Annotated in this window: 16 protein-coding genes; 6 read left to right on the top strand and 10 right to left on the bottom strand. The window is 60.9% G+C overall.

Translation table 11 applies throughout. The features are described 5' to 3' along the window. Positions 1-443: 443 nt before the first annotated feature. Positions 444-767: a hypothetical protein gene (locus E4O97_RS06245; protein WP_032880044.1), complete on the top strand. Its 324-nt coding sequence runs from the start codon at positions 444-446 to the stop codon at positions 765-767. Positions 768-942: 175 nt separating this feature from the next. Then, complete coding sequence (gene rmuC / locus E4O97_RS06240; protein WP_248160984.1) at positions 943-2,307, top strand: DNA recombination protein RmuC; 1,365 nt, start codon at positions 943-945, stop codon at positions 2,305-2,307. Between the two features lie 61 nt (positions 2,308-2,368). Here rmuC and E4O97_RS06235 read toward each other — a convergent pair whose 3' ends face one another. The 3 genes from E4O97_RS06235 to E4O97_RS06225 form a co-directional block, all read right to left on the bottom strand. Further along, entirely contained in the window at positions 2,369-5,839 is a 3,471-nt protein-coding gene (locus E4O97_RS06235; protein ID WP_032880045.1) for a PAS domain-containing hybrid sensor histidine kinase/response regulator, read from the bottom strand. A gap of 118 nt (positions 5,840-5,957) precedes the next feature. Then, the gene (locus tag E4O97_RS06230; RefSeq protein ID WP_032803663.1) at positions 5,958-6,341 is read right to left on the bottom strand and encodes a YbaN family protein; all 384 of its coding nucleotides are present in this window, start codon (positions 6,339-6,341) and stop codon (positions 5,958-5,960) included. A 20-nt stretch (positions 6,342-6,361) separates the two neighbouring features. Beyond that, entirely contained in the window at positions 6,362-6,949 is a 588-nt protein-coding gene (locus E4O97_RS06225; RefSeq protein ID WP_005790129.1) for a YecA family protein, read from the bottom strand. Between the two features lie 275 nt (positions 6,950-7,224). Between E4O97_RS06225 and recQ the strand changes: the two genes are divergently transcribed. Next, positions 7,225-9,354: a DNA helicase RecQ gene (gene recQ, locus E4O97_RS06220; protein ID WP_078822103.1), complete on the top strand. Its 2,130-nt coding sequence runs from the start codon at positions 7,225-7,227 to the stop codon at positions 9,352-9,354. A gap of 121 nt (positions 9,355-9,475) precedes the next feature. Next, the gene (locus E4O97_RS06215) at positions 9,476-9,910 is read left to right on the top strand and encodes a MarR family transcriptional regulator (protein ID WP_003193007.1); all 435 of its coding nucleotides are present in this window, start codon (positions 9,476-9,478) and stop codon (positions 9,908-9,910) included. Between the two features lie 128 nt (positions 9,911-10,038). Here the strand turns inward: E4O97_RS06215 and E4O97_RS06210 are convergent, their stop codons facing one another. Further along, positions 10,039-12,228 (bottom strand): patatin-like phospholipase family protein, encoded by a 2,190-nt coding sequence (locus E4O97_RS06210; RefSeq protein WP_005790125.1) that lies wholly within the window; start codon positions 12,226-12,228, stop codon positions 10,039-10,041. A gap of 84 nt (positions 12,229-12,312) precedes the next feature. On the opposite strand from E4O97_RS06210, the gene E4O97_RS06205 reads away from it, so the two are divergent. Next, positions 12,313-12,600, top strand: a complete 288-nt coding sequence (locus E4O97_RS06205; RefSeq protein ID WP_043049661.1) for a SelT/SelW/SelH family protein — start codon at positions 12,313-12,315, stop codon at positions 12,598-12,600. 34 nt (positions 12,601-12,634) lie between these two features. On the opposite strand, the gene E4O97_RS06200 is transcribed toward E4O97_RS06205, so the two are convergent. The 3 genes from E4O97_RS06200 to E4O97_RS06190 form a co-directional block, all read right to left on the bottom strand. Continuing rightward, on the bottom strand, positions 12,635-12,916 hold the full coding sequence (locus E4O97_RS06200; protein WP_003193002.1) for a hypothetical protein: 282 nt from the start codon (positions 12,914-12,916) through the stop codon (positions 12,635-12,637). A gap of 130 nt (positions 12,917-13,046) precedes the next feature. After that, positions 13,047-13,931, bottom strand: coding sequence for a DMT family transporter (locus E4O97_RS06195; protein WP_032880046.1), 885 nt, complete (start codon positions 13,929-13,931; stop codon positions 13,047-13,049). Between the two features lie 99 nt (positions 13,932-14,030). Then, a complete protein-coding gene (locus E4O97_RS06190) occupies positions 14,031-14,780 on the bottom strand; it encodes an AraC family transcriptional regulator (RefSeq protein ID WP_216091912.1) in 750 nt (249 codons plus the stop codon). Positions 14,781-14,917: 137 nt separating this feature from the next. Here E4O97_RS06190 and E4O97_RS06185 point away from each other — a divergent pair, with 137 nt between their 5' ends. Next, positions 14,918-15,727, top strand: coding sequence for a UDP-2,3-diacylglucosamine diphosphatase (locus E4O97_RS06185; RefSeq protein ID WP_228308799.1), 810 nt, complete (start codon positions 14,918-14,920; stop codon positions 15,725-15,727). Between the two features lie 66 nt (positions 15,728-15,793). On the opposite strand, the gene E4O97_RS06180 is transcribed toward E4O97_RS06185, so the two are convergent. The 3 genes from E4O97_RS06180 to phhA all read right to left on the bottom strand — a co-directional run bounded on the left by E4O97_RS06180 (position 15,794) and on the right by phhA (position 18,233). Continuing rightward, positions 15,794-16,987 carry an amino acid aminotransferase gene (locus tag E4O97_RS06180; protein ID WP_248160969.1) on the bottom strand — a complete coding sequence of 398 codons (1,194 nt, stop codon included), beginning with the start codon at positions 16,985-16,987 and terminating at the stop codon, positions 15,794-15,796. Beyond that, complete coding sequence (locus E4O97_RS06175) at positions 16,987-17,343, bottom strand: 4a-hydroxytetrahydrobiopterin dehydratase (RefSeq protein WP_005790113.1); 357 nt, start codon at positions 17,341-17,343, stop codon at positions 16,987-16,989. The genes E4O97_RS06180 and E4O97_RS06175 overlap by 1 nt, the downstream gene beginning before the upstream one ends. A gap of 98 nt (positions 17,344-17,441) precedes the next feature. Further along, the gene (gene phhA, locus E4O97_RS06170; RefSeq protein ID WP_043049667.1) at positions 17,442-18,233 is read right to left on the bottom strand and encodes a phenylalanine 4-monooxygenase; all 792 of its coding nucleotides are present in this window, start codon (positions 18,231-18,233) and stop codon (positions 17,442-17,444) included. Between the last annotated feature and the right edge of the window lie 200 nt (positions 18,234-18,433).

Genomic DNA, 18,433 nt, shown 5'->3' with positions numbered 1-18,433 from the left:
TGCGTTGACGGTGGCGCAGTGTGGCGAGCCGGGACAGATTTGAAAAGCCCCCGGGTTTGTCCTGGCAGTAACATGTTTAACGCGTGTTGAATCAAAAAACGCCGGCGATATAACCCTTGAATAGTTACTTGTGCACATTGGTTGCGGCATGTGTAACCCTCCTGCCACTCACCGCGAAGGGCGCCCATTTGCCTGTAATCAAAATTTAAGTCAATGAAAAATCTGGCTTTTTTTTATTGGTGAAAAAATCGTCAGTTTGACCGGGGGCCCCGTTCCATGGGCCTTTGCGCGAGTTCAAGGAGGGTTGTCCACTGAGTTATCCACAGCTTCTGTGGATTGTCCCAAGCGCTTGCTCTAGGACGGGCGTGCAGGTTTTTTTCAGCTTTACCTGTACGAAAAAAAGAGTAGAGTGGCGCGCCTTCCGTTCTGTCCCACAGTGCTTTATGAAGTTTCGCTCAGTATCACCTTCTGTTACCGACACTACTCAAACTGTTACCGCACCCAAGCGTTTTTCCTTGAAGGTCGCTCTGTGGCTGCTCGACAGCCCGCGTCTGGGCCAGAGCCGCAACGTCAAGCACTTCGCTGGGCGTTTGCTCAAGCAGCCTGCCCGGGAAGGCGTGGTGGCCGCACAGAGTCGTCTCGGCCAGCTGATGTGCCGCGAGTGCGGAAACGCACGTGACCGGCGCATTGGTCATGATCTATTACGCTCGGCCGCTCGCGCCGGCGATCGTCGCGCCCAGAGTGAACTGCGCCAGGTCGAAGACTGAGCTGTCTTCGGGCCCTGTGCTTGGTTACCCTTGATCTTTTTTGGTGATGGCAGAAATGGCTATGGTTTTTGACTGGACCAGTATTGCCTTGGGGCTCGTTGGCGCAGCCGTACCGTTACTGGCGCTGTGCTGGCAGATTCAGCGGCGCTTGAACGCGCGCAACACCGGGTGGGAACTGCTGGAAGAACGCCTGGCAAACGCGCAACTGGCCCAAGAGGGGCTCGCCGCCCAGATGGATGCCAGTCGCGATGAAATCAGCGACCTGAGCCAGGCCAACGCCGCCAAACAAGCCGACCTGGCGGCACTGGGTCGCGAAGTCGAACTGTTGCAGATCGACCGCGATAACGCCCGCGATGCCGCCCATGCCTGGAACCTCGATCGCAGCGCCAAGGAAACCGAACTGCGCCGTCTCGACGCCTTGGCCGCAGCCCTGAGCGCGGAATTGCGCGAGCAACAGGAGAGCCATCAGCAGCGCCTCACTGACCTGCAAGGCTCACGGGACGAGCTGCGTGCGCAGTTCGCCGAGCTTGCCGGTAAAATCTTCGACGAGCGTGAACAGCGCTTCGCCGAAACCAGCCAGGAACGCCTGGGCCAGTTGCTCGACCCGCTCAAGGAGCGCATCCAGTCCTTCGAGAAACGCGTTGAAGAAAGCTATCAAAACGAAGCCCGTGAGCGGTTCTCCCTGGCCAAGGAGCTTGAGCGCCTGCAGCAACTGAACCTGCGCCTGTCGGACGAAGCCACCAACCTGACCCGCGCCCTCAAGGGGCAGAAAACCCAGGGCAACTGGGGGGAACTGATTCTTGAGCGGGTGCTGGAACACGCAGGCCTGGAAAAAGGCCGCGAATACCAGACCCAGGTCAGCCTCAAGGGCCCGGATGGCGAGCGCTTCCAGCCGGACGTGCTGATCATGTTGCCGGGTGACAAGCAGGTGGTGGTCGACTCCAAGGTCAGCTTGACCGCCTATCAACAGTACGTGGCGGCGGATGACGAAGTGATTGGCCAGGCGGCGTTGAAGCAGCATGTGCTGTCTTTGCGCAATCACGTCAAGGGCTTGGCCGGCAAGGACTACAAGCGCCTGGAAGGTTTGCACAGCCTGGATTTCGTTCTGCTGTTCGTACCGATCGAGGCGGCTTTTTCCGCGGCCTTGCAGGCTGAACCGAATTTGTTCCAGGAAGCCTTCGATCGCCATATCGTGATTGTCAGCCCCACCACCTTGCTCGCCACCCTGCGGGTGATCGATAGCCTGTGGAAGCAGGAGCGTCAGAGCCAGAACGCCCGGGAAATCGCCGAGCGTGCCGGTTGGCTGTACGACAAGTTCGTGTTGTTTATCCAGGACCTGGACGAAGTGGGCAACCGGCTGCAGCAGTTGGACAAGGCTTACAGTGCGGCGCGCAACAAATTGACGGACGGGCGTGGGAATCTGGTCAGCCGTACCGAGCAGTTAAGGTTGCTCGGCGCCCGAGCCAGCAAGAGCCTTCCGGCGGATTTGCTGGAGCGAGCGATGACAGATTCGGATGGCGTGGCGCATCTCCCCGAATAGACTTGGGGCCAAATGTGGGAGTGGGCAAGCCCCTCCCACATTTTGACCACGCACGACCCTTTTACAAGGGCAGGTGCCTGCTCAACAGTGCCCTCAACGCCGCCGGCTTCACCGGCTTGGCCAGGTAGTCCAGCCCCGCCCCATGCACCTGCGCCACCATCTCCGGGCGCCCGTCGGCACTGATCACCACGCCGGGAATAGGCTCGGCCAATTGCGCTCGCAGCCAGCCCATCAGTTCGGTGCCGGTTTCGCCGTGGTCCAGGTGATAATCCACCAGCGCCAGTTGCGGTCGCATACCGTCGGCCAGCAGCGCTGCGCACTGGGCCTGGTCGGTGGCGGTCCAGACTTCGCAGCCCCAGCGTGTCAGCAGGCTGCGCATACCGATCAGGATGCTTTCCTCGTTATCCACGCACAGCACCCGCGCACCGCTCAGGGGCAGGCCGTTCTCCACGGCGGCTTTTGGCTGCGGGCTGGCCTGGTTGCGCGCCAGCGGCACGCACACGCTAAACACGCTGCCCTTGCCCGGCCACGAGCGCACGCTCAGGCGATGGCCCAACACGCGGCACAGGCCGTCGGCAATCGCCAAGCCCAGGCCCAGGCCCTTCTCGGCGCGGGTCTGGTGGCTGTCCAGGCGCTTGAATTCTTCGAAGATCACTTTTTGCTTGTCCGGCGGAATGCCCGGGCCTCGGTCCCATACTTCCAGGCACAGTTCGCCCTGACGTCGACGTACGCCCAGCAGTACGGGCCCGTCGGCATAACGGAAGGCATTGGTCAGAAAGTTCTGCAACACCCGCCTCAGCAACTTGATGTCGCTGTCCACTCGCAGGCGGCTGCCGCGCCAACGGAAGCGCAAGCCTTGCTCATGGGCCAGCGCCTTGAATTCTGCGCCCAGGGTGTCAAATAGCTCATTGAGTACAAAGGGCTGGCGTTGTGGATTGATCTTGCCGTTTTCCAGGCGCGATATGTCCAGCAAGTCGCTGATCAGGTCTTCGGCTGAGCGCAACGAGCTGTCCAGATGCTGCACCAGTTGCCGCGCCTCGTCGGACAGGCCGTCGTGCTGGTGGGAGAGGGCGGCGGAGAACAGCCGCGCCGCGTTCAGCGGTTGCATCAGATCGTGGCTCACCGCCGCCAGGAATCGCGTCTTCGATTGGCTGGCAGATTCGGCCACGCCTTTGGCGTCGGTCAGCGCCACGTTGAGCTGCGACAACTCATGGGTGCGCTCGGTCACTCGCTGTTCCAGGCCCTCGTTTGCCTCGGTCAGTGCCTGTTCGGCTTCGCGGAACGCGGTGATGTCGGTGAAACTCATGACAAAACCGCCACCTGGCATCGGGTTGCCGATCAACTCGATCACCCGGCCATTGGGAAACAGGCGCTCGGAGGTGTGCGCGCGGCCCTGGCGCATCCAGTGCAGGCGTCGCGCCACGTGCACTTCGGCTTCACCCGGCCCGCACAGGCCGCGCTCGGCGTTGTAGCGAATAATGTCGGCAATCGGCCGGCCGACGCTGATCAAACCGTCCGGGTAGTTGAATAGCTCCAGGTAGCGCCGGTTCCAGGCCACCAGCTTGAGCGACTGGTCCACCACACTGATGCCTTGGGTAATGTTCTCGATAGCGCCTTGCAGCAGGGCGCGGTTGAATTGCAGCACCTCGGAGGCTTCGTCGGCGATGCGTACTACGTCCTCCAGCTGCATTTCCCGGCCTTCGATCGCGGCTTTCACCACTGCCCGCGTCGAGGAGGCGCCGAGTACGCCGGCCAACAAACGCTCGGTATGGGCGATCCAATCGTTGTCGGCATTCTGGTTGGGGTTGAAGCCTTTACCCTGGCGATAGGCAAAGCGAATGAAGCTCTGCTGGGCACGTTCTTCGCCGACGAAACGTGCAGCCAGGCTGAGCAGGTCGCTGATCTGCACCGACAACATGGAACGAGCATTGGCGCGCTGGTTGATTTCCTGGCCGATAAACCGGCCGGCCTGCCAGTGCTCGGAAACTCGCGTGCGCGACAGCATCGATACCCAGACGAAGAGGGTGAAGTTACCCGCCAGGGAGAACACTGTACCCAAGGTCAGCGACGTCACCGACAGCCCGAATGGGTGGGAGTGCATCCAGGTCAGGCCGGGGAAAAGGCTGAGCGACCAGCCAAGGCTTTTCGCCGTCACCGGTAGGACCAAGGTGTAGAACCACAGGAATGTACCGGCGGCCAGGCCGGCAAATACACCGCGCCGGTTGGCCTGCTTCCAGTAGAGCGCACCGAGCATTGCCGGGGCCAGTTGGGTCACGGCGGCAAAAGCGATCTGGCCGATGGTGGCCAGGCTGGCAGTCGAGCCCAGCAGACGGTAGCTCACATACGCCAGCAGCAGAATGATCACAATGCTCACCCGGCGTACCGAGAGCATCCAGTGGCGGAACACTTCGAACGGCCGCTCGGCGCTGGAGCGGCGCAGCAACCACGGCAACAGCATGTCGTTGGAGACCATGGTCGACAACGCGATGCTGGCCACGATGACCATGCCGGTGGCTGCCGAAGCCCCGCCGATGAACGCCAGTACGGCGAGGGCCGGGTGGGCCTGGGCCATCGGCAGGCTGATCACGTAGGAGTCGGGCAGCACCGAACCGGGCAACAGCATTTTTCCGCCCAGGGCGATCGGTACCACGAACAACGCGGCGAGGATCAAGTACGCCGGAAATACCCACTTGGCCAGGCGCAGGTCCTGCGGGTCAATGTTCTCAACGACAGTCACATGGAATTGCCGGGGCAGGCAGATGATCGCCATCATGGCGACGCCAGTCTGCACCACCATTGATGGCCAGTTGATCGTTTCTTTCCAGTATTCCTCCAGGCGCGGCGCGAGCATGGCCTGGCTGAACAGATCGCCGAAACCGTCGTACAAGCCGTAGGTCACAAACGCGCCGACCGCGAGAAATGCGAACAGCTTGACCAAAGACTCAAAGGCAATCGCCAGCACCATGCCCCGGTGGTGTTCGGTGGCATCGAGGTTGCGCGTACCAAACACGATAGTGAACAGCGCCAGCACCAGCGACACGATCAAGGCGGTGTCCTGAGCCCGGGTACCGGTGGTGTCGGGGCCTGCGCCGATCAACAGGTTTACGCCCAGCACGATGCCTTTGAGTTGCAGCGCGATATAGGGCAGCACGCCGACCAGACAGATCAGCGCGACCACCACCGCCAGGGATTGGGATTTGCCATAGCGAGCGGCGATAAAGTCGGCGATGGAGGTGATGTTTTCCTGCTTGCTGATCAGGATCATCTTCTGCAGCACCCAAGGCGCCAACACCAGTAACAGCACCGGCCCCAGGTAGATCGGTAAAAATGCCCACAACTGCTCGGCGGCTTGGCCTACCGCTCCGAAGAACGTCCAACTGGTGCAGTACACCGCCAGCGACAAGCTATAGACCCACGCACGCACCCGGGGTGGCAGCGGCGCATGGCGGCGGTCACCGTAAAAAGCGATGGCAAACATAATGGCCATATAGGCCAGGGCAACGGCGGCGATCAGCCCGCTGGACAGCGTCATGGTAACTCCGAGCATAAGAACACCCGGGCATTCCGGGCCCGGTTGGACAGTCTCGCATGATGCCTGTTGTTAGTCAGTGTCGACCAAGGTCGCGTGGGATCTAATGTCGCAGGTGCGTTCAGCGCGGGGGCAGGGTTTTCTGGCGCAGGATGTAGATCGTCACCAGCACGGCGCTGGTCAGCATGAAGCCGCGAGCCCACGGCAAGGGCACCAGGTAACAGGACAGCGCGATGCTCAGCCACATCAGGCCGATGGCGTAGACCTTACCCTTGAGTGGAATGCCGTTGCCATCCAGGTAATCACGAATCCATGGGCCCAGCCGTGGGTGTTCCACCAGCCAGTGATAGAACCGCGGGGAGCTTCGAGCGAAGCAGGCGGCGGCCAGCAGTAGAAAGGGCGTGGTCGGCAATACCGGTAGGAAAATGCCAATCACTCCCAGCGCTACGCTCAGCCAGCCGATGGCCAGCAGTACGTAGCGCAGGAGCAGTGAGCGGTTGCCCATGGGTGCCACGGGCAAGCGACTCAGTGGTGACGTGGCTTGAGGATCGCCGGTTTTTCGTCAGGCGCGTTGCACAGCAGGTACAGCGCGGTCAGGGCTTCCGGGATCTGCACGATCATGTCGTCCATCAGGTTGGCATCGGCGGCGATGTCGGAGAACTCTGCTTCTTCTTCGAACAGGCCCGAACCGACCATGATCGGCAGGAGCATTTCGCTGACTTCTTCTTCGGCGGTTTCGAACCAGGCGGCTTCACGCAGGAACACGCCTTCCATGAAACCGATGCACCAGCCGCGCAGGTCGGAGTCATCCGGGTCGTCGCCCAGGTCGAGGTCGCATGGCAGCTCGAACTCTTCGTCGGAGGCCAGTTGGCGCGCAATGTGGGCCTTGAGGGCGATCAGGGTGGATTCGATTTCTTCGCGCTGGGCGGCGTCGCTGTAATGAGGCTCTTCAGCGAACAGCGCGTCGATCCATTCACGGTCCGGGACGGTTTCGGAGCAGATCGAAAGGGCGGTCAGGTAGCCGTGGGCGGCCACGTAGTCCAGCGCCTCGTCATGCAGCTCATCGGCGTCGAGGAAGGCTTGCAGGCGGGTTAGTTGCTCAGCGAAGGACATTGAAGGGCTACCTTGGGAATAAACGATGCTGAATTCTAGGCTTTCTTGAGCGCCCAGGCCAGCCGCACGGCATATTTGCCCGGTTTTAGAGCAGGCGTCTATTCGTCAGTCGCGCCCTTTGGCCGATGACGCTCGGGTATACTGCCGCGTTTTGTGATGCCCCTGCAGGCTTAGCGCCAATCCGGGAAAACTTCGCTTACGGATTATTTTCCGTGAAAGCGTATTTTTTCGGCCAGCCTGTACAGAGGGATTTCGGCACCATTTTGGAGTTTTACATGCTCGAGCAGGCTCAACGCGTCCTCAAGGACATCTTCGGCTACGACAGTTTTCGTGGCCGCCAGGGTGCGATCATTGAGCGTGTGGCCAGCGGCGGCGATGCCCTGGTGCTGATGCCTACCGGTGGCGGCAAGTCGCTGTGCTTCCAGGTACCCGCGCTGTTGCGCAACGGCCTGGCGGTGGTGGTGTCGCCGCTGATCGCGTTGATGGACGATCAGGTTGCCACCCTCGAAGAGCTGGGCGTCGCCGCCGCTTCCCTGAACTCCACTCTCAGCGCCGAGCAGCAGCGCGACCTGGCCGCACGAATCAAGCGCGGTGAAGTGAAGATGTTGTACCTGGCGCCGGAGCGTCTGGTGCAGCCACGCATGTTGGCCTTTTTGCAGAGCCTTGAAATCGCCCTGTTCGCCATCGACGAAGCCCACTGTGTATCGCAGTGGGGCCACGATTTCCGCCGCGAATACCTGCAGCTTGGTCAATTGGCGGAGCTGTTCCCCGACGTGCCGCGCATCGCCCTGACCGCCACCGCCGACAAACGTACCCGTGAAGAGATCGTCGAGCGCCTGCATTTGCAGAATGCCGAGCGCTTCCTGTCCAGCTTTGACCGGCCGAATATCTTCTATCGCATCGTACCCAAGGAGCAGCCACGCAAGCAGTTGCTCGCGTTCCTGTCCGAGCGGCGCAGCGATGCGGGTATTGTCTACTGCCTGTCACGCAAGAAGGTCGATGAAGTCGCTGCGTTCCTGTGCGAGCAAGGCTACCCGGCGCTGCCTTACCACGCCGGCCTGCCCAATGAAACGCGCTCTGCGCACCAGAAACGCTTCCTCAACGAGGAAGGCCTGATCATGGTGGCGACCATCGCCTTCGGCATGGGTATCGACAAATCCAACGTGCGTTTCGTGGCGCACATGGACCTGCCCAAATCCCTTGAGGCCTATTACCAGGAAACCGGTCGTGCCGGCCGAGATGGCCTGCCGGCGGATGCCTGGATGGTCTACGGCCTGCAGGACGTGGTGATGCTCAAGCAGATGCTGCAGAACTCCGAAGGTGACGAGCGTCACAAGCGTCTGGAGCAGCACAAGCTCGACGCCATGCTTTCGTTGTGCGAAGAAACCCGCTGCCGCCGTCAGACGCTGCTGGCGTATTTCGACGAAGACATGCCGCAACCCTGCGGTCACTGCGACAACTGCATCGACGGCGTGCAAACCTGGGACGCTACCGAGCCTGCGCGCCAGGCGTTGTCGACGATCTATCGCACTGGCCAGCGCTATGGCGTGGGCCATCTGGTGGATGTGTTGCTCGGCAAGGACAATGAAAAAGTTCGTAGCTTCGGCCACGAAAAACTGTCGGTCTATGGCGTCGGCAAGGCCCGTGCCGAGGGCGAATGGCGTTCGCTGTTTCGCCAGATGGTTGCCCGTGGCCTCGTCGACATTGATATCGAAGGCTATGGCGGGCTGCGCCTGAACGACAGTTGCCGGCCGTTGCTCAAGGGTGAAGTCAGCCTGGAACTGCGCCGCGACCTAAAGCCGCAGGCCAGCGCCAAAAGCAGCAGTACCAGCCAGGCCAGCCAGTTGGTGCGGGGCGAGGAGCGCGAGCAGTGGGAGGCGTTGCGTACCCTGCGGCGCAAATTGGCGCAGGAACACAGCGTGCCGCCCTACGTTATCTTCCCCGACTCCACCTTGCTGGAAATGCTCCGCGAGCAACCCACCACCATGGCCGAGATGGCTCGGGTCAGTGGCGTGGGTGCGCGCAAGCTGGAGCGTTACGGCCAGGCCTTCCTCGAAGTGCTCGGCGGCCAGGCAGAAGCGCCGAAGGAAATCGCCGATATTCGTCACGAACTGATCAGCCTGGCCCGCGCGGGCATGACCCCGATCCAGATCGCCGGCCAACTGCAATGCTCGGAAAAAAACGTGTATACCCTGCTCGCCGAAGCCATTGGCAAGCAACAGTTGTCGCTGGAGCAGGCCCTTGATTTGCCTGAGGATTTACTCGGCGAAATCCAGGATGCCTTCCTCGACGGAGAAGGCGAATTGCCACCTGTAGTGGAGATCGCTCCGTTGTTCTCCGGGCGTGTTCCCGAGGGTGTTTTGTACTGCGTGCGTGCCGCTTTGCAGTCGGAATTCGAAATTTAGTGTGGCAATTACGACAATGTAACGAATCAGTACATACCGGGCCTTGCCTACTGGCATGGCTCATGCTTAGCTGACTAATAATTAGCCACACTTTATTTTCAGTCTTAAACATGAGTTTTTTATGCCGTTAACCGATCAACACCGTTTTGGCATGCAGTTGGCGCAAATGTCCCGAGGTTGGCGCGCCGAGCTGGACCGTCGTTTGGCGGGGCTAGGGTTGTCCCAGGCGCGCTGGCTGGTGCTGCTGCATCTGGCCCGTTTTGTCGAAGCACCTACCCAACGTGAACTGGCACAAAGTGTCGGCGTCGAAGGGCCGACCTTGGCGCGCCTGCTCGACAGCCTGGAAGGCCAGGGCCTGGTGCAACGCCAGGCCGTGGTGGAAGACCGCCGCGCCAAACGCATTTTGTTGTGTGATACCGCTCAACCGCTGATCGACCAGATCGAGACCATCGCCACGGCCTTGCGCCATGAGCTGTTCGTTGGGGTGAATGAAGAGGATCTGCGCGTGTGCATGCGTGTGCACGAGCACATTCTGGCGAACCTGGAAAAGTCCTGACTCCCAATTCGCCGAGAACCAAATGTGGGAGGGGGCTTGCTCCCGATTGCGGTGGGCCAGCTACAGAATTGTTGACTGATACCCCGCCATCGGGAGCAAGCCCCCTCCCACATTAGTTCTGTGCTGTGTCAGAAGGTCTGGCCCAGGTTCAGGTACACCGCCTTCTGATTATCATCATTGAACCCATAGCTGAAATTCAGCGGCCCCAGTGGCGTATCAAACCCCAGGAAAATACTCGCGGCATTGATATACCCGCTGTCGAATTCGTTGTCGTTGTTCCACGCCCGGCCCCGTTCCAGTGAGGCACCCAGGTACAACGGGAAGTCCAGTGGCAGGTACGAGCGTGGGGTCAGCCGGCGGAAGTACACCGCGCGCATCAGGCTGACGTTCTGGCCCGAAATCGCATCCTGGCGAAAGCCCGACAATTGCCGCGCCCCACCCAGCAGGAAGCTGGAGATCACCACATCGGAATTATCCAGCGTGCGTCCATAGCGACCGCCGAGTATCAGAGTGTCCGGGCCATGGCTCATGGCCTTGTCCAGTTTGAACTCCCATTGACGGTAGCGCTGGTCCGAACCCAGTCCGGGTTCGAATTCGCGAAAGGCCAGGCCTATGTCTTCGCCGCTGTGCGGGAAGTAGACGTTGTCGAGGGAGTCGAAGGAATATTTAAGCTCATAGAACCCTTCGCTGAAACTCACGCTCGGCAGGTCGCGCTCGCCGATACGCACGTCCGCCTTGCCCCACGCCTCACCTACGCCGAAGCGGATCTCGCCGCTGTTGCCGATCTGGCGTCCTACGTTCAAGCCAAAGCCATAGCGTTCCAGGCGATATTCGGAGATGGGGTCGTTGTCCAGGATCAGCTCAACGTTCTGCGCCTCGGCTCTGATGTAAGGCGCGACGAAGTAGCGCGACCCGGTGTCCATCGGTTGGTAGAACTCGCTGTACAGCTCCTGTCGATCACCGATCTGCACCCGAGTCAGCCATTCCGCGCCGAGGCGGTTGATGCCGTTCACTCGATAGCTGGCGCCAAGGTTGAAAGCGCTGTCGCCGCGCATGTCATCCGACAGGTTCAAGCCCAGGCGCAGGTAGTCGGTGCCGCTGCGCTTGCCCCGCGCGCTGATCACCAGGGTGTTGTCCTGGCCCTTTTTGACCACGCGGTATTGCACCTGCTCGAAGTAATCCAGGCCGTACAGTGTGCCCATGTCCGATTGCAGGCGCCCCAGGTTCAGCGGTTCTCCCAGCCCCTGACGGATGTAATAGCGGATCACGTCGTCGCTGACTTTGGAGTCGTTCTCCACCTTGATAGCGGTGATCACCGGGGTGCGCTCGCCCGGCGTGCGTGCAGCCACCAGTTGCGCGTCGATGGGCTCGACCGGACGCAGGTTCGCCAGGCGCACATCCAGGGCGCGGGTGGCGCGGTAACCGGCGTCGATCATGTCTTTGGCGCGGCCGAAGTCGGTCACGCCATAGGCGGCCAGAGGCGGTTGGATCAGCACATCCTTGGGGTTCAGAGCCTTGAGTTGCTCCTCGGAATTGCGCCGGGTCATCAGGGTGATGGACTGGTTGAGCACGTCCACCACGGTCGCCAATTGCTTGCGCGAGCGCAGCGGGGTGCCGATGTCGACCACGATGGCAATATCGACGCCCATCTCCCGCGCCACATCCAACGGGATGTTGTCGGTCATACCGCCGTCCACCAGCAGGCGGCCGTCCAGTTCCACCGGGGCGAACACGGCGGGGATCGACATGCTGGCGCGTATCACCTGGGGCAGGTGGCCCTTGCTGAACACGACTTTTTCGCCGGTGGTAATGTCGGTGGCCACTGCGCGGAACGGGATCGGCAGCTTGTCGAAGTTACGCGTGTTGCTGCTGTGGGCAAACATGCTTTCCAGCAGCAGCGCCAGGTTCTGGCCCTGGATCACACCCAGTGGCAGGCCGAGGCTGCCGTCGTCGCGGAAACTGAGTTTCTGCTTGACCAGGAAATCCCGGTCGTCCTGTTTGCGCCGAAATGGTACGTCTTCGCGTGGTGGGGCGTCCGACAGGGCCTGTTGCCAGTCGATGCCCAGCGCCAGCTTCTCCAGTTCGTCGATCTTGTAGCCCGATGCGTACAGCCCGCCAATTACCGCACCCATGCTGGTGCCGGCAATCGCATCAATATGGATGCCCTGTTCCTCAAGGGCTTTGAGCACACCGATATGCGCCAGGCCACGGGCGGCACCACCGGACAACACCAGGCCGATTTTAGGGCGGGGTGCTTCCAAGGCTTCGGCAAGCAGGGGGACTAGGCATAGGAACAGGCAAGACAGCAGGCGGCGCATCATCAATCTCGAGGCTGGGCGATAAAGGCCGCTATTATAGCCACTCGATTCGCTGGGCCCGTCATGTCAGGAGCCGCTTAAATTATGTCTGCAAGCAAACCCGAGATCGTTATCACTTATTGCACCCAGTGCCAGTGGTTGCTGCGCGCCGCGTGGCTGGCCCAGGAGTTGCTCAGTACATTTGCCGATGATCTGGGGCGCGTGGCGCTGGAGCCGGCCACCGGTGGCGCCTTTCGCATCACCTGTGATGGCGTGCAGATCTGGGAACGCAAAGCCGACGGCGGCTTTCCCGAGGCCAAGGTACTAAAACAGCGGGTACGCGACCAGATCGACCCGCAGCGCGATCTGGGCCATAACGATCGTACGCAATGAAAGTCACCGCCACAGAGGGGCGGTGACCCTACCGCTACTTGGCAGCGAGCTTTTGTTTGATAAAACCGACGGCCCACGTCAATACCAACCCACCGACGCCACCGCCGACAATATTGCTGCCGATCGCGGCAACATCCAGCGCTTCGCCGCTGGTGGTGCCCGTGAGTGCGGCGACAATCTGGCCCAGCACCAAGCCGCCGACTCCGCCGAGAAAGGTATTGAGCCCTGTCCCCAGGCTCTGTTTGGTCATGCCGGCGATGTTGCCACCGACGGCACCGCTGATGATCTGGACCAGCAAGCTGATGAGCATTTCCATGATGAAACTCCTGCATCGCATTGAGGGGTGACCACTCGCTTGCAGCAACTTCAGAAAGCACCATGGCTGTCGTCGAGGAGTCTTTATCCGTTGAACGACTACAGACTGTTGCGGACGTTTAAAGTATAGATCAGGCTGTGGTTGCCGGTTGTTTGGCCTGGCTGGCGCTGCCCATCAGGCCGGAAAGCACGATGGCGAGGATGATCAAGGCGCCGCCCAGCAACATGCGTAAGGTCGGGGTTTCGGCAAACAACAGCCAGGCCACGGTGATGCCGTAGACAGGTTCCATGGCAAACACCACCGAGGCGGTGCGCGCCTTGATCACGGCAAGGCTGGCGACAAACAGGCTATGGGCAAGACCAGTACAAAACACTCCCAGCAACCCGATCCACAGCCAGTCAATCCCACGTACATCCGCCAGCCCTGGTGCGGCCACCGGCAGCAGGCAGGCCGCGACCACCACGTTCTGGCACAGCGCGGCCTGTACCGCAGGAATGCGCCCGGAGCTGGCGCGATTGTTCAGCGATAACAACGAGAACAACAGCCCCGAGGCGATCCCCCACAGTAGGCCGCTGGTGGCCTCGCTGGCGAGGTTGAAATCCGGGGTCACCAGCACCAGGCCAACGGTGACCAGGGCCACTAGCAGCACTTCATTGGCGCGAATGCGCTCGCGGAAGATCAACCCTTCAAGGATCACGGTAAAGGCCGGAAAGGCGGTAAACCCCAGGGTCGCCACGGCCACGCCGGCGACTTTGACGGCAATAAAGAACGTCACCCAATGCGCGGCCAGCAACACACCGCTGACCAGCAGGCGGCGCCAGTCGCGCATCTCCAGTGTCTTCCAGGGCGCGTTGCTGGCAAAGCGGGCAAACACCGCCAGGGCGAGCACAGCAAACGCGGCGCGACCAAACACGATGATGGCAGGGGAGGCCGCCGCCAGCTTGCCGAATACGCCGGTGAGGCCAAACATCAATGCGCCGATATGCAGGGCGCCAAGGGCTGAACGGGGAGTCATTGCGATCCTTGAAGCAACGGGGGTAACAGCCTCGCAGTCTAGAGGCATGGTTTGCGGGCGTCTGTCGCCGGCCTCGCGATTTTTAGCGTAGGGCTCTTGTCAGTCGGCCCGACGCAGGGCGCTAGGGGAGGCGCCAAACTCGCGAAGCATGGCTGCACTGAATGCGCTTTGCGAGGCATAGCCAACGCGCTCGGCAATCTCACCAATGGCCACCGGTGTGCTGCGCAAAAGCTCCAGGGCCATATGCAGGCGACGACTGCGAAGATAATCCATCGGCGTTTGCCCGCATTCGGCCATGAAGCGTGCATGCAGGCGCGCCACGGAAAGCCCGGCGATGCGCGCCAGGTCGGCCACCTGCAACGGGCGCGCAGCATGGCGCTGGATATGGGCATTGAACGCTGCATAAGGCAGGCGCCGGCCAGGCTGCGATTTAGCCTGGGGATGATTGAGGCTGGCCAGTAACAGCACCGCACCTTGCTGGACGATCAGCGGGTCGTCCACCGGGCTGTGCGCCAGCCACTGCACCAGTTGGCTTTGCCGCGGATCCAGCGTCAGTCGCGCCGGTTGCCCCAGCAAGCGGCGACTGGCATCGGCATGCTCGCCCAGGGATTGCACCACCCAATGCTCGGTCGGCACATCCAGCACCAGGCAGCGGCTGCCATCGCGGCTGCCACAGGCATGATGGGTGGAGAAGGGCAGCACCATCACACTGCTCTCGCGCACTTGGCTGCCACGGCCATCGACTTCCAGCTCCAGGTGCCCGGACAGGCCGAACACCAACTGCGCATGGTCATGGCTGTGGGCGATGGGGGCTTCGAGGTAGTGGCGTAGCGTGAGGCTCGGGCTCATCGCAATCTCCAGGGCGGCAAGGCGCCAGTCTACAACGCTTTGCGGGCATTTAGCGCTGTCATCAGACTGACGCACAGCTGTCATGGGCTATTAATCGCCAAGGCGCAAGCTCGCGAAAACAGCGTCGAGGGATGCCCATGACCCATGCCGAGTTCACCCAGCCCAGCCGCAAACAACGGGTGCGAACCCTGTGGATTTCCGACGTGCATCTAGGCACCCGGGATTGCCAGGCCGAGCACTTGTCGCAGTTTCTCAAGGGCTACCACGCCGACAAAGTCTACCTGGTGGGCGATATTATCGATGGTTGGAAAATGCGCGGCGGCATGTATTGGCCCCAGGCCCACACCAACGTGATCCGTCGCTTGCTGACCATGGCCAAGCGCGGTACCGAAGTGATCTACGTCACTGGCAACCATGATGAATTTTTACGACGCTATTCCAAGCTGATCCTGGGCAATATCCAGTTGGTCGATGAGGCAGTGCATGTGACCGCCGACGGTCGGCATCTATTGGTGATCCATGGCGACCAGTTCGATGTGATCACCCGTTATCACCGTTGGCTGGCGTTCCTCGGCGACTCGGCCTACGAATTCACCCTCACGCTTAACCGCTGGCTCAACCATTGGCGCGCGCGCTATGGTTATGGCTACTGGTCGCTGTCGGCGTACCTGAAGCACAAGGTGAAAACCGCCGTGAGCTTTATCAGCGATTTCGAAGAAGCGATTGCCCACGAAGTCACCAGGCGCGAACTGCATGGGGTGGTGTGCGGGCATATCCACCATGCCGAGATTCGCAAAGTGGGCGAGGTGGATTACCTCAATTGCGGGGATTGGGTGGAATCGTGCACCGCGCTGATCGAGCACTGGGATGGGCATATCGAGTTGTATCGGTTGGCGGACGTCCAGGCCAGGGAGGCGCAGCTCAAGGCTGAAATGGTCGCTGGCTAAAAGCCTCGCCTCGGTAAAAATGTGGGAGGGGGCGTGCCCCCTCCCACATTTTTGATCCCGCAGTTTTCAGTTGGAAACGTCGGCGATAGCTTGGGCCAGCAGCGTCAAACGTGTCGCATCCACCCCGGCCACGTTGGCCCGGCCTGAACTGACCATATACACGCTGTGCTCCTCGCGCAGTTGCTTGACCTGCTCGGCACTCAAACCGGTATAGGAAAACATCCCGCGCTGCGCGCCGATATGGGCAAACTTCTCGGCCAAGCCATGGGGCTTCAAGGCTTCCACCAACCCGGAGCGCAAGTGCGCGATCCGCGAGCGCATGGCCTCGACTTCCTCGCTCCACAGTTTTTTCAGCTCGGTATCACCGAGGATGGTCGCCACCACGGCAGCGCCATGATCCGGCGGCGTCGACCACAGGTTGCGGGCGATATTCGCCAGTTGGCTGCGCACATCGGTGAGCTTTTCGGCATCCGCAGCACACACGATCAGTGCGCCGACCCGGTCGCGATACAGACCGAAGTTCTTCGAGCAGGAACTGGTGACCAGCACTTCCGGCAACTCGGCTGCAAACAGGCGCACCGCCCACGCGTCCTGCTCCAGGCCATCACCAAAGCCCTGGTAAGCAAAGTCGATCAGCGGCAGCAACTGGCGTTCCCGCACAATCTGCAACACCTGGCGCCAGTCATCCTGGGTCAGGTCGAAGCCGGTCGGGTTATGGCAGCAGGCATGCAGCAGCACCACGTCACCCTTGGGTACCGTGGACAGGGTCGCAAGCATCGCCGCCACATCCAGGCGATTGTCGCTGCCTACGTAAGGGTAGTGACTGACCTTAAGCCCGGCCTTGGCAAAAATGGTCTCGTGGATCGGCCAGGTCGGGTTGCTCAACCACACGCCATGGCCAGGCAGGCTCTGGGCGATAAAGTCAGCGCTCAGGCGCAGGGCGCCGGTACCGCCTGGGGTCTGGGTGGCGCCGGCGCGGCGTTCGCGCAACAAGGCCGAATCGGCACCGAGCACCAGCTCACTGATCAGGGTGCCGAAAGCCGCGTCACCATGGCCACCGATGTAGGTCTTGGTCACCTGGGTATCAACCAGGCGCTGTTCCGCCAGCTTCACCGAGTGGGGAATCGGCGTCAGGCCCTGGTCGTCCTTATACACGCCCACGCCCAGGTCGAACTTGTTCGGGTTGGCATCCTGGGCATACAGGTCCATCAGCCCGAGGATCGGGTCACCGGGCACGCGGCCAATCGCATCGAAGTGCATTACTTGCGGCCCTCGGCAGTCTTGGCCACTTCGTCGGTGCGCGCAGCCATGATGAAGTCGTTGCGGTGCAGGCCCTTGATGGAGTGGCTCCACCAAGTCACGGTGACTTTGCCCCATTCGGTGAGCAGGCCAGGGTGATGGCCTTCTGCTTCGGAGATTTCACCCATGGCGTTGGTGAAGGCCAGGGCGAACTTGAAGTTCTTGAACAGGAAGACCTTTTCCAGCTGCATGACGCCGTCGCGCACTTCGATGTTCCAGTCAGGGATCTGCTTGAGCAGCACCGGCAGTTCTTCATCGCTGACTTGCGGGGCATCGGCGCGGCAGGCTTCGCAGTGGGCTTGGTTCAAGGTGGTCATGGGAGGTGTCCTGAATTCGAATGTTTGAAGGTCAGTGGCGTTACCCTAAAGCAACGCGCGGCCAGGGAACAGACTCACCTGGCCTAAAAAGGCACAGCTCAAGCAGCCTTGGGCTTTGGCGGGAATTTCGGTGCGTGCAAGCCCAATTCCATACCGCGCTCGACCATGCCCATGATGTCTTCCTGCGCCACGTCGAACAGGCGCTTGAGTTCGGGCAATACGAAGTACAGCGGTTGCAGGATGTCGATACGATAAGGGGTGCGCATCGCTTCCAGCGGATCGAAGGCTTGGTGCTCGGGCTCATCCGACAGGCAATACACGCTTTCTTTAGGCGAAGACAGAATGCCGCCACCGTAGATGCGGCGCCCTTGGGGCGTGTCCACCAGGCCGAACTCGATGGTCATCCAGTACAGGCGCGCCAGGTACACCCGTTGCTCCTTGGTGGCCGCCAGGCCGAGCTTGCCGTAGGTGTGGGTGAATTCGGCGAACCACGGGTTGGTCAGCAGCGGGCAGTGGCCAAATATCTCGTGGAAAATATCCGGTTCTTGCAGGTAGTCCAGCTCTTCACGGGTACGAATAAAGGTCGCCACCGGAAATTGCTTGCTGGCGAGCAATTCAAAAAAGGTCTGGAAGGGAATCAGTGCGGGTACACGCGCGACTTGCCAGCCGGTGGTTTCGGCCAGCACCTTGTTGATTTCGCCCAACTGGGGGATGCGATCCAACGGCAGGCCGAGCTTGTCGATGCCGTCCAGGTATTCCTGGCAGGCACGGCCTTCGATCACTTTGAGTTGGCGAGTGATCAGCGTGTTCCATACCGCGTGTTCTTCTGGCGGGTAATGGATAAAACCTTGCGCATCGGGCTCGCGGGCCACGTAGTGCGTCTGCTTCATACGGCTCTCCTGCTAGGCATTCGTTCTTGTTATGTCCTGCGATGCACCTATTGATAACCCGAACAGCGCCGGATTCCATCGCGGTCTTGCCTGGGTGTGTAGGAAAAACTACCCGTTTTCGTAAAGTATTCGTTACGGGTGTAGGCCTTATCTGTGTCTTGGGCTGTGAAAAGGTGACGCGCTGTCACATAATCTTGACG

Origin of the sequence: Pseudomonas sp. W15Feb34, assembly GCF_023127765.1 — a bacterium.
Taxonomy (GTDB): Bacteria; Pseudomonadota; Gammaproteobacteria; order Pseudomonadales; family Pseudomonadaceae; genus Aquipseudomonas; species Aquipseudomonas synxantha_A.
The sequence above is the reverse complement of the archived record's forward strand: the minus strand, read 5'-3'. Positions and strand labels throughout refer to the sequence as shown.

Excerpts from the sequence above, each read along its gene's own strand:
- E4O97_RS06245 (WP_032880044.1), top strand. The coding sequence starts at position 444 with ATGAAGTTTCGCTCAGTATCACCTTCTGTTACCGACACTACTCAAACT.
- E4O97_RS06235 (WP_032880045.1), bottom strand. The coding sequence starts at position 5,839 with ATGACGCTGTCCAGCGGGCTGATCGCCGCCGTTGCCCTGGCCTATATG.
- E4O97_RS06230 (WP_032803663.1), bottom strand. The coding sequence starts at position 6,341 with ATGGGCAACCGCTCACTGCTCCTGCGCTACGTACTGCTGGCCATCGGC.
- E4O97_RS06225 (WP_005790129.1), bottom strand. The coding sequence starts at position 6,949 with ATGTCCTTCGCTGAGCAACTAACCCGCCTGCAAGCCTTCCTCGACGCC.
- recQ (WP_078822103.1), top strand. The coding sequence starts at position 7,225 with ATGCTCGAGCAGGCTCAACGCGTCCTCAAGGACATCTTCGGCTACGAC.
- E4O97_RS06215 (WP_003193007.1), top strand. The coding sequence starts at position 9,476 with ATGCCGTTAACCGATCAACACCGTTTTGGCATGCAGTTGGCGCAAATG.
- E4O97_RS06210 (WP_005790125.1), bottom strand. The coding sequence starts at position 12,228 with ATGCGCCGCCTGCTGTCTTGCCTGTTCCTATGCCTAGTCCCCCTGCTT.
- E4O97_RS06205 (WP_043049661.1), top strand. The coding sequence starts at position 12,313 with ATGTCTGCAAGCAAACCCGAGATCGTTATCACTTATTGCACCCAGTGC.
- E4O97_RS06200 (WP_003193002.1), bottom strand. The coding sequence starts at position 12,916 with ATGGAAATGCTCATCAGCTTGCTGGTCCAGATCATCAGCGGTGCCGTC.
- E4O97_RS06195 (WP_032880046.1), bottom strand. The coding sequence starts at position 13,931 with ATGACTCCCCGTTCAGCCCTTGGCGCCCTGCATATCGGCGCATTGATG.
- E4O97_RS06190 (WP_216091912.1), bottom strand. The coding sequence starts at position 14,780 with ATGAGCCCGAGCCTCACGCTACGCCACTACCTCGAAGCCCCCATCGCC.
- E4O97_RS06185 (WP_228308799.1), top strand. The coding sequence starts at position 14,918 with ATGACCCATGCCGAGTTCACCCAGCCCAGCCGCAAACAACGGGTGCGA.
- E4O97_RS06180 (WP_248160969.1), bottom strand. The coding sequence starts at position 16,987 with ATGCACTTCGATGCGATTGGCCGCGTGCCCGGTGACCCGATCCTCGGG.
- E4O97_RS06175 (WP_005790113.1), bottom strand. The coding sequence starts at position 17,343 with ATGACCACCTTGAACCAAGCCCACTGCGAAGCCTGCCGCGCCGATGCC.
- phhA (WP_043049667.1), bottom strand. The coding sequence starts at position 18,233 with ATGAAGCAGACGCACTACGTGGCCCGCGAGCCCGATGCGCAAGGTTTT.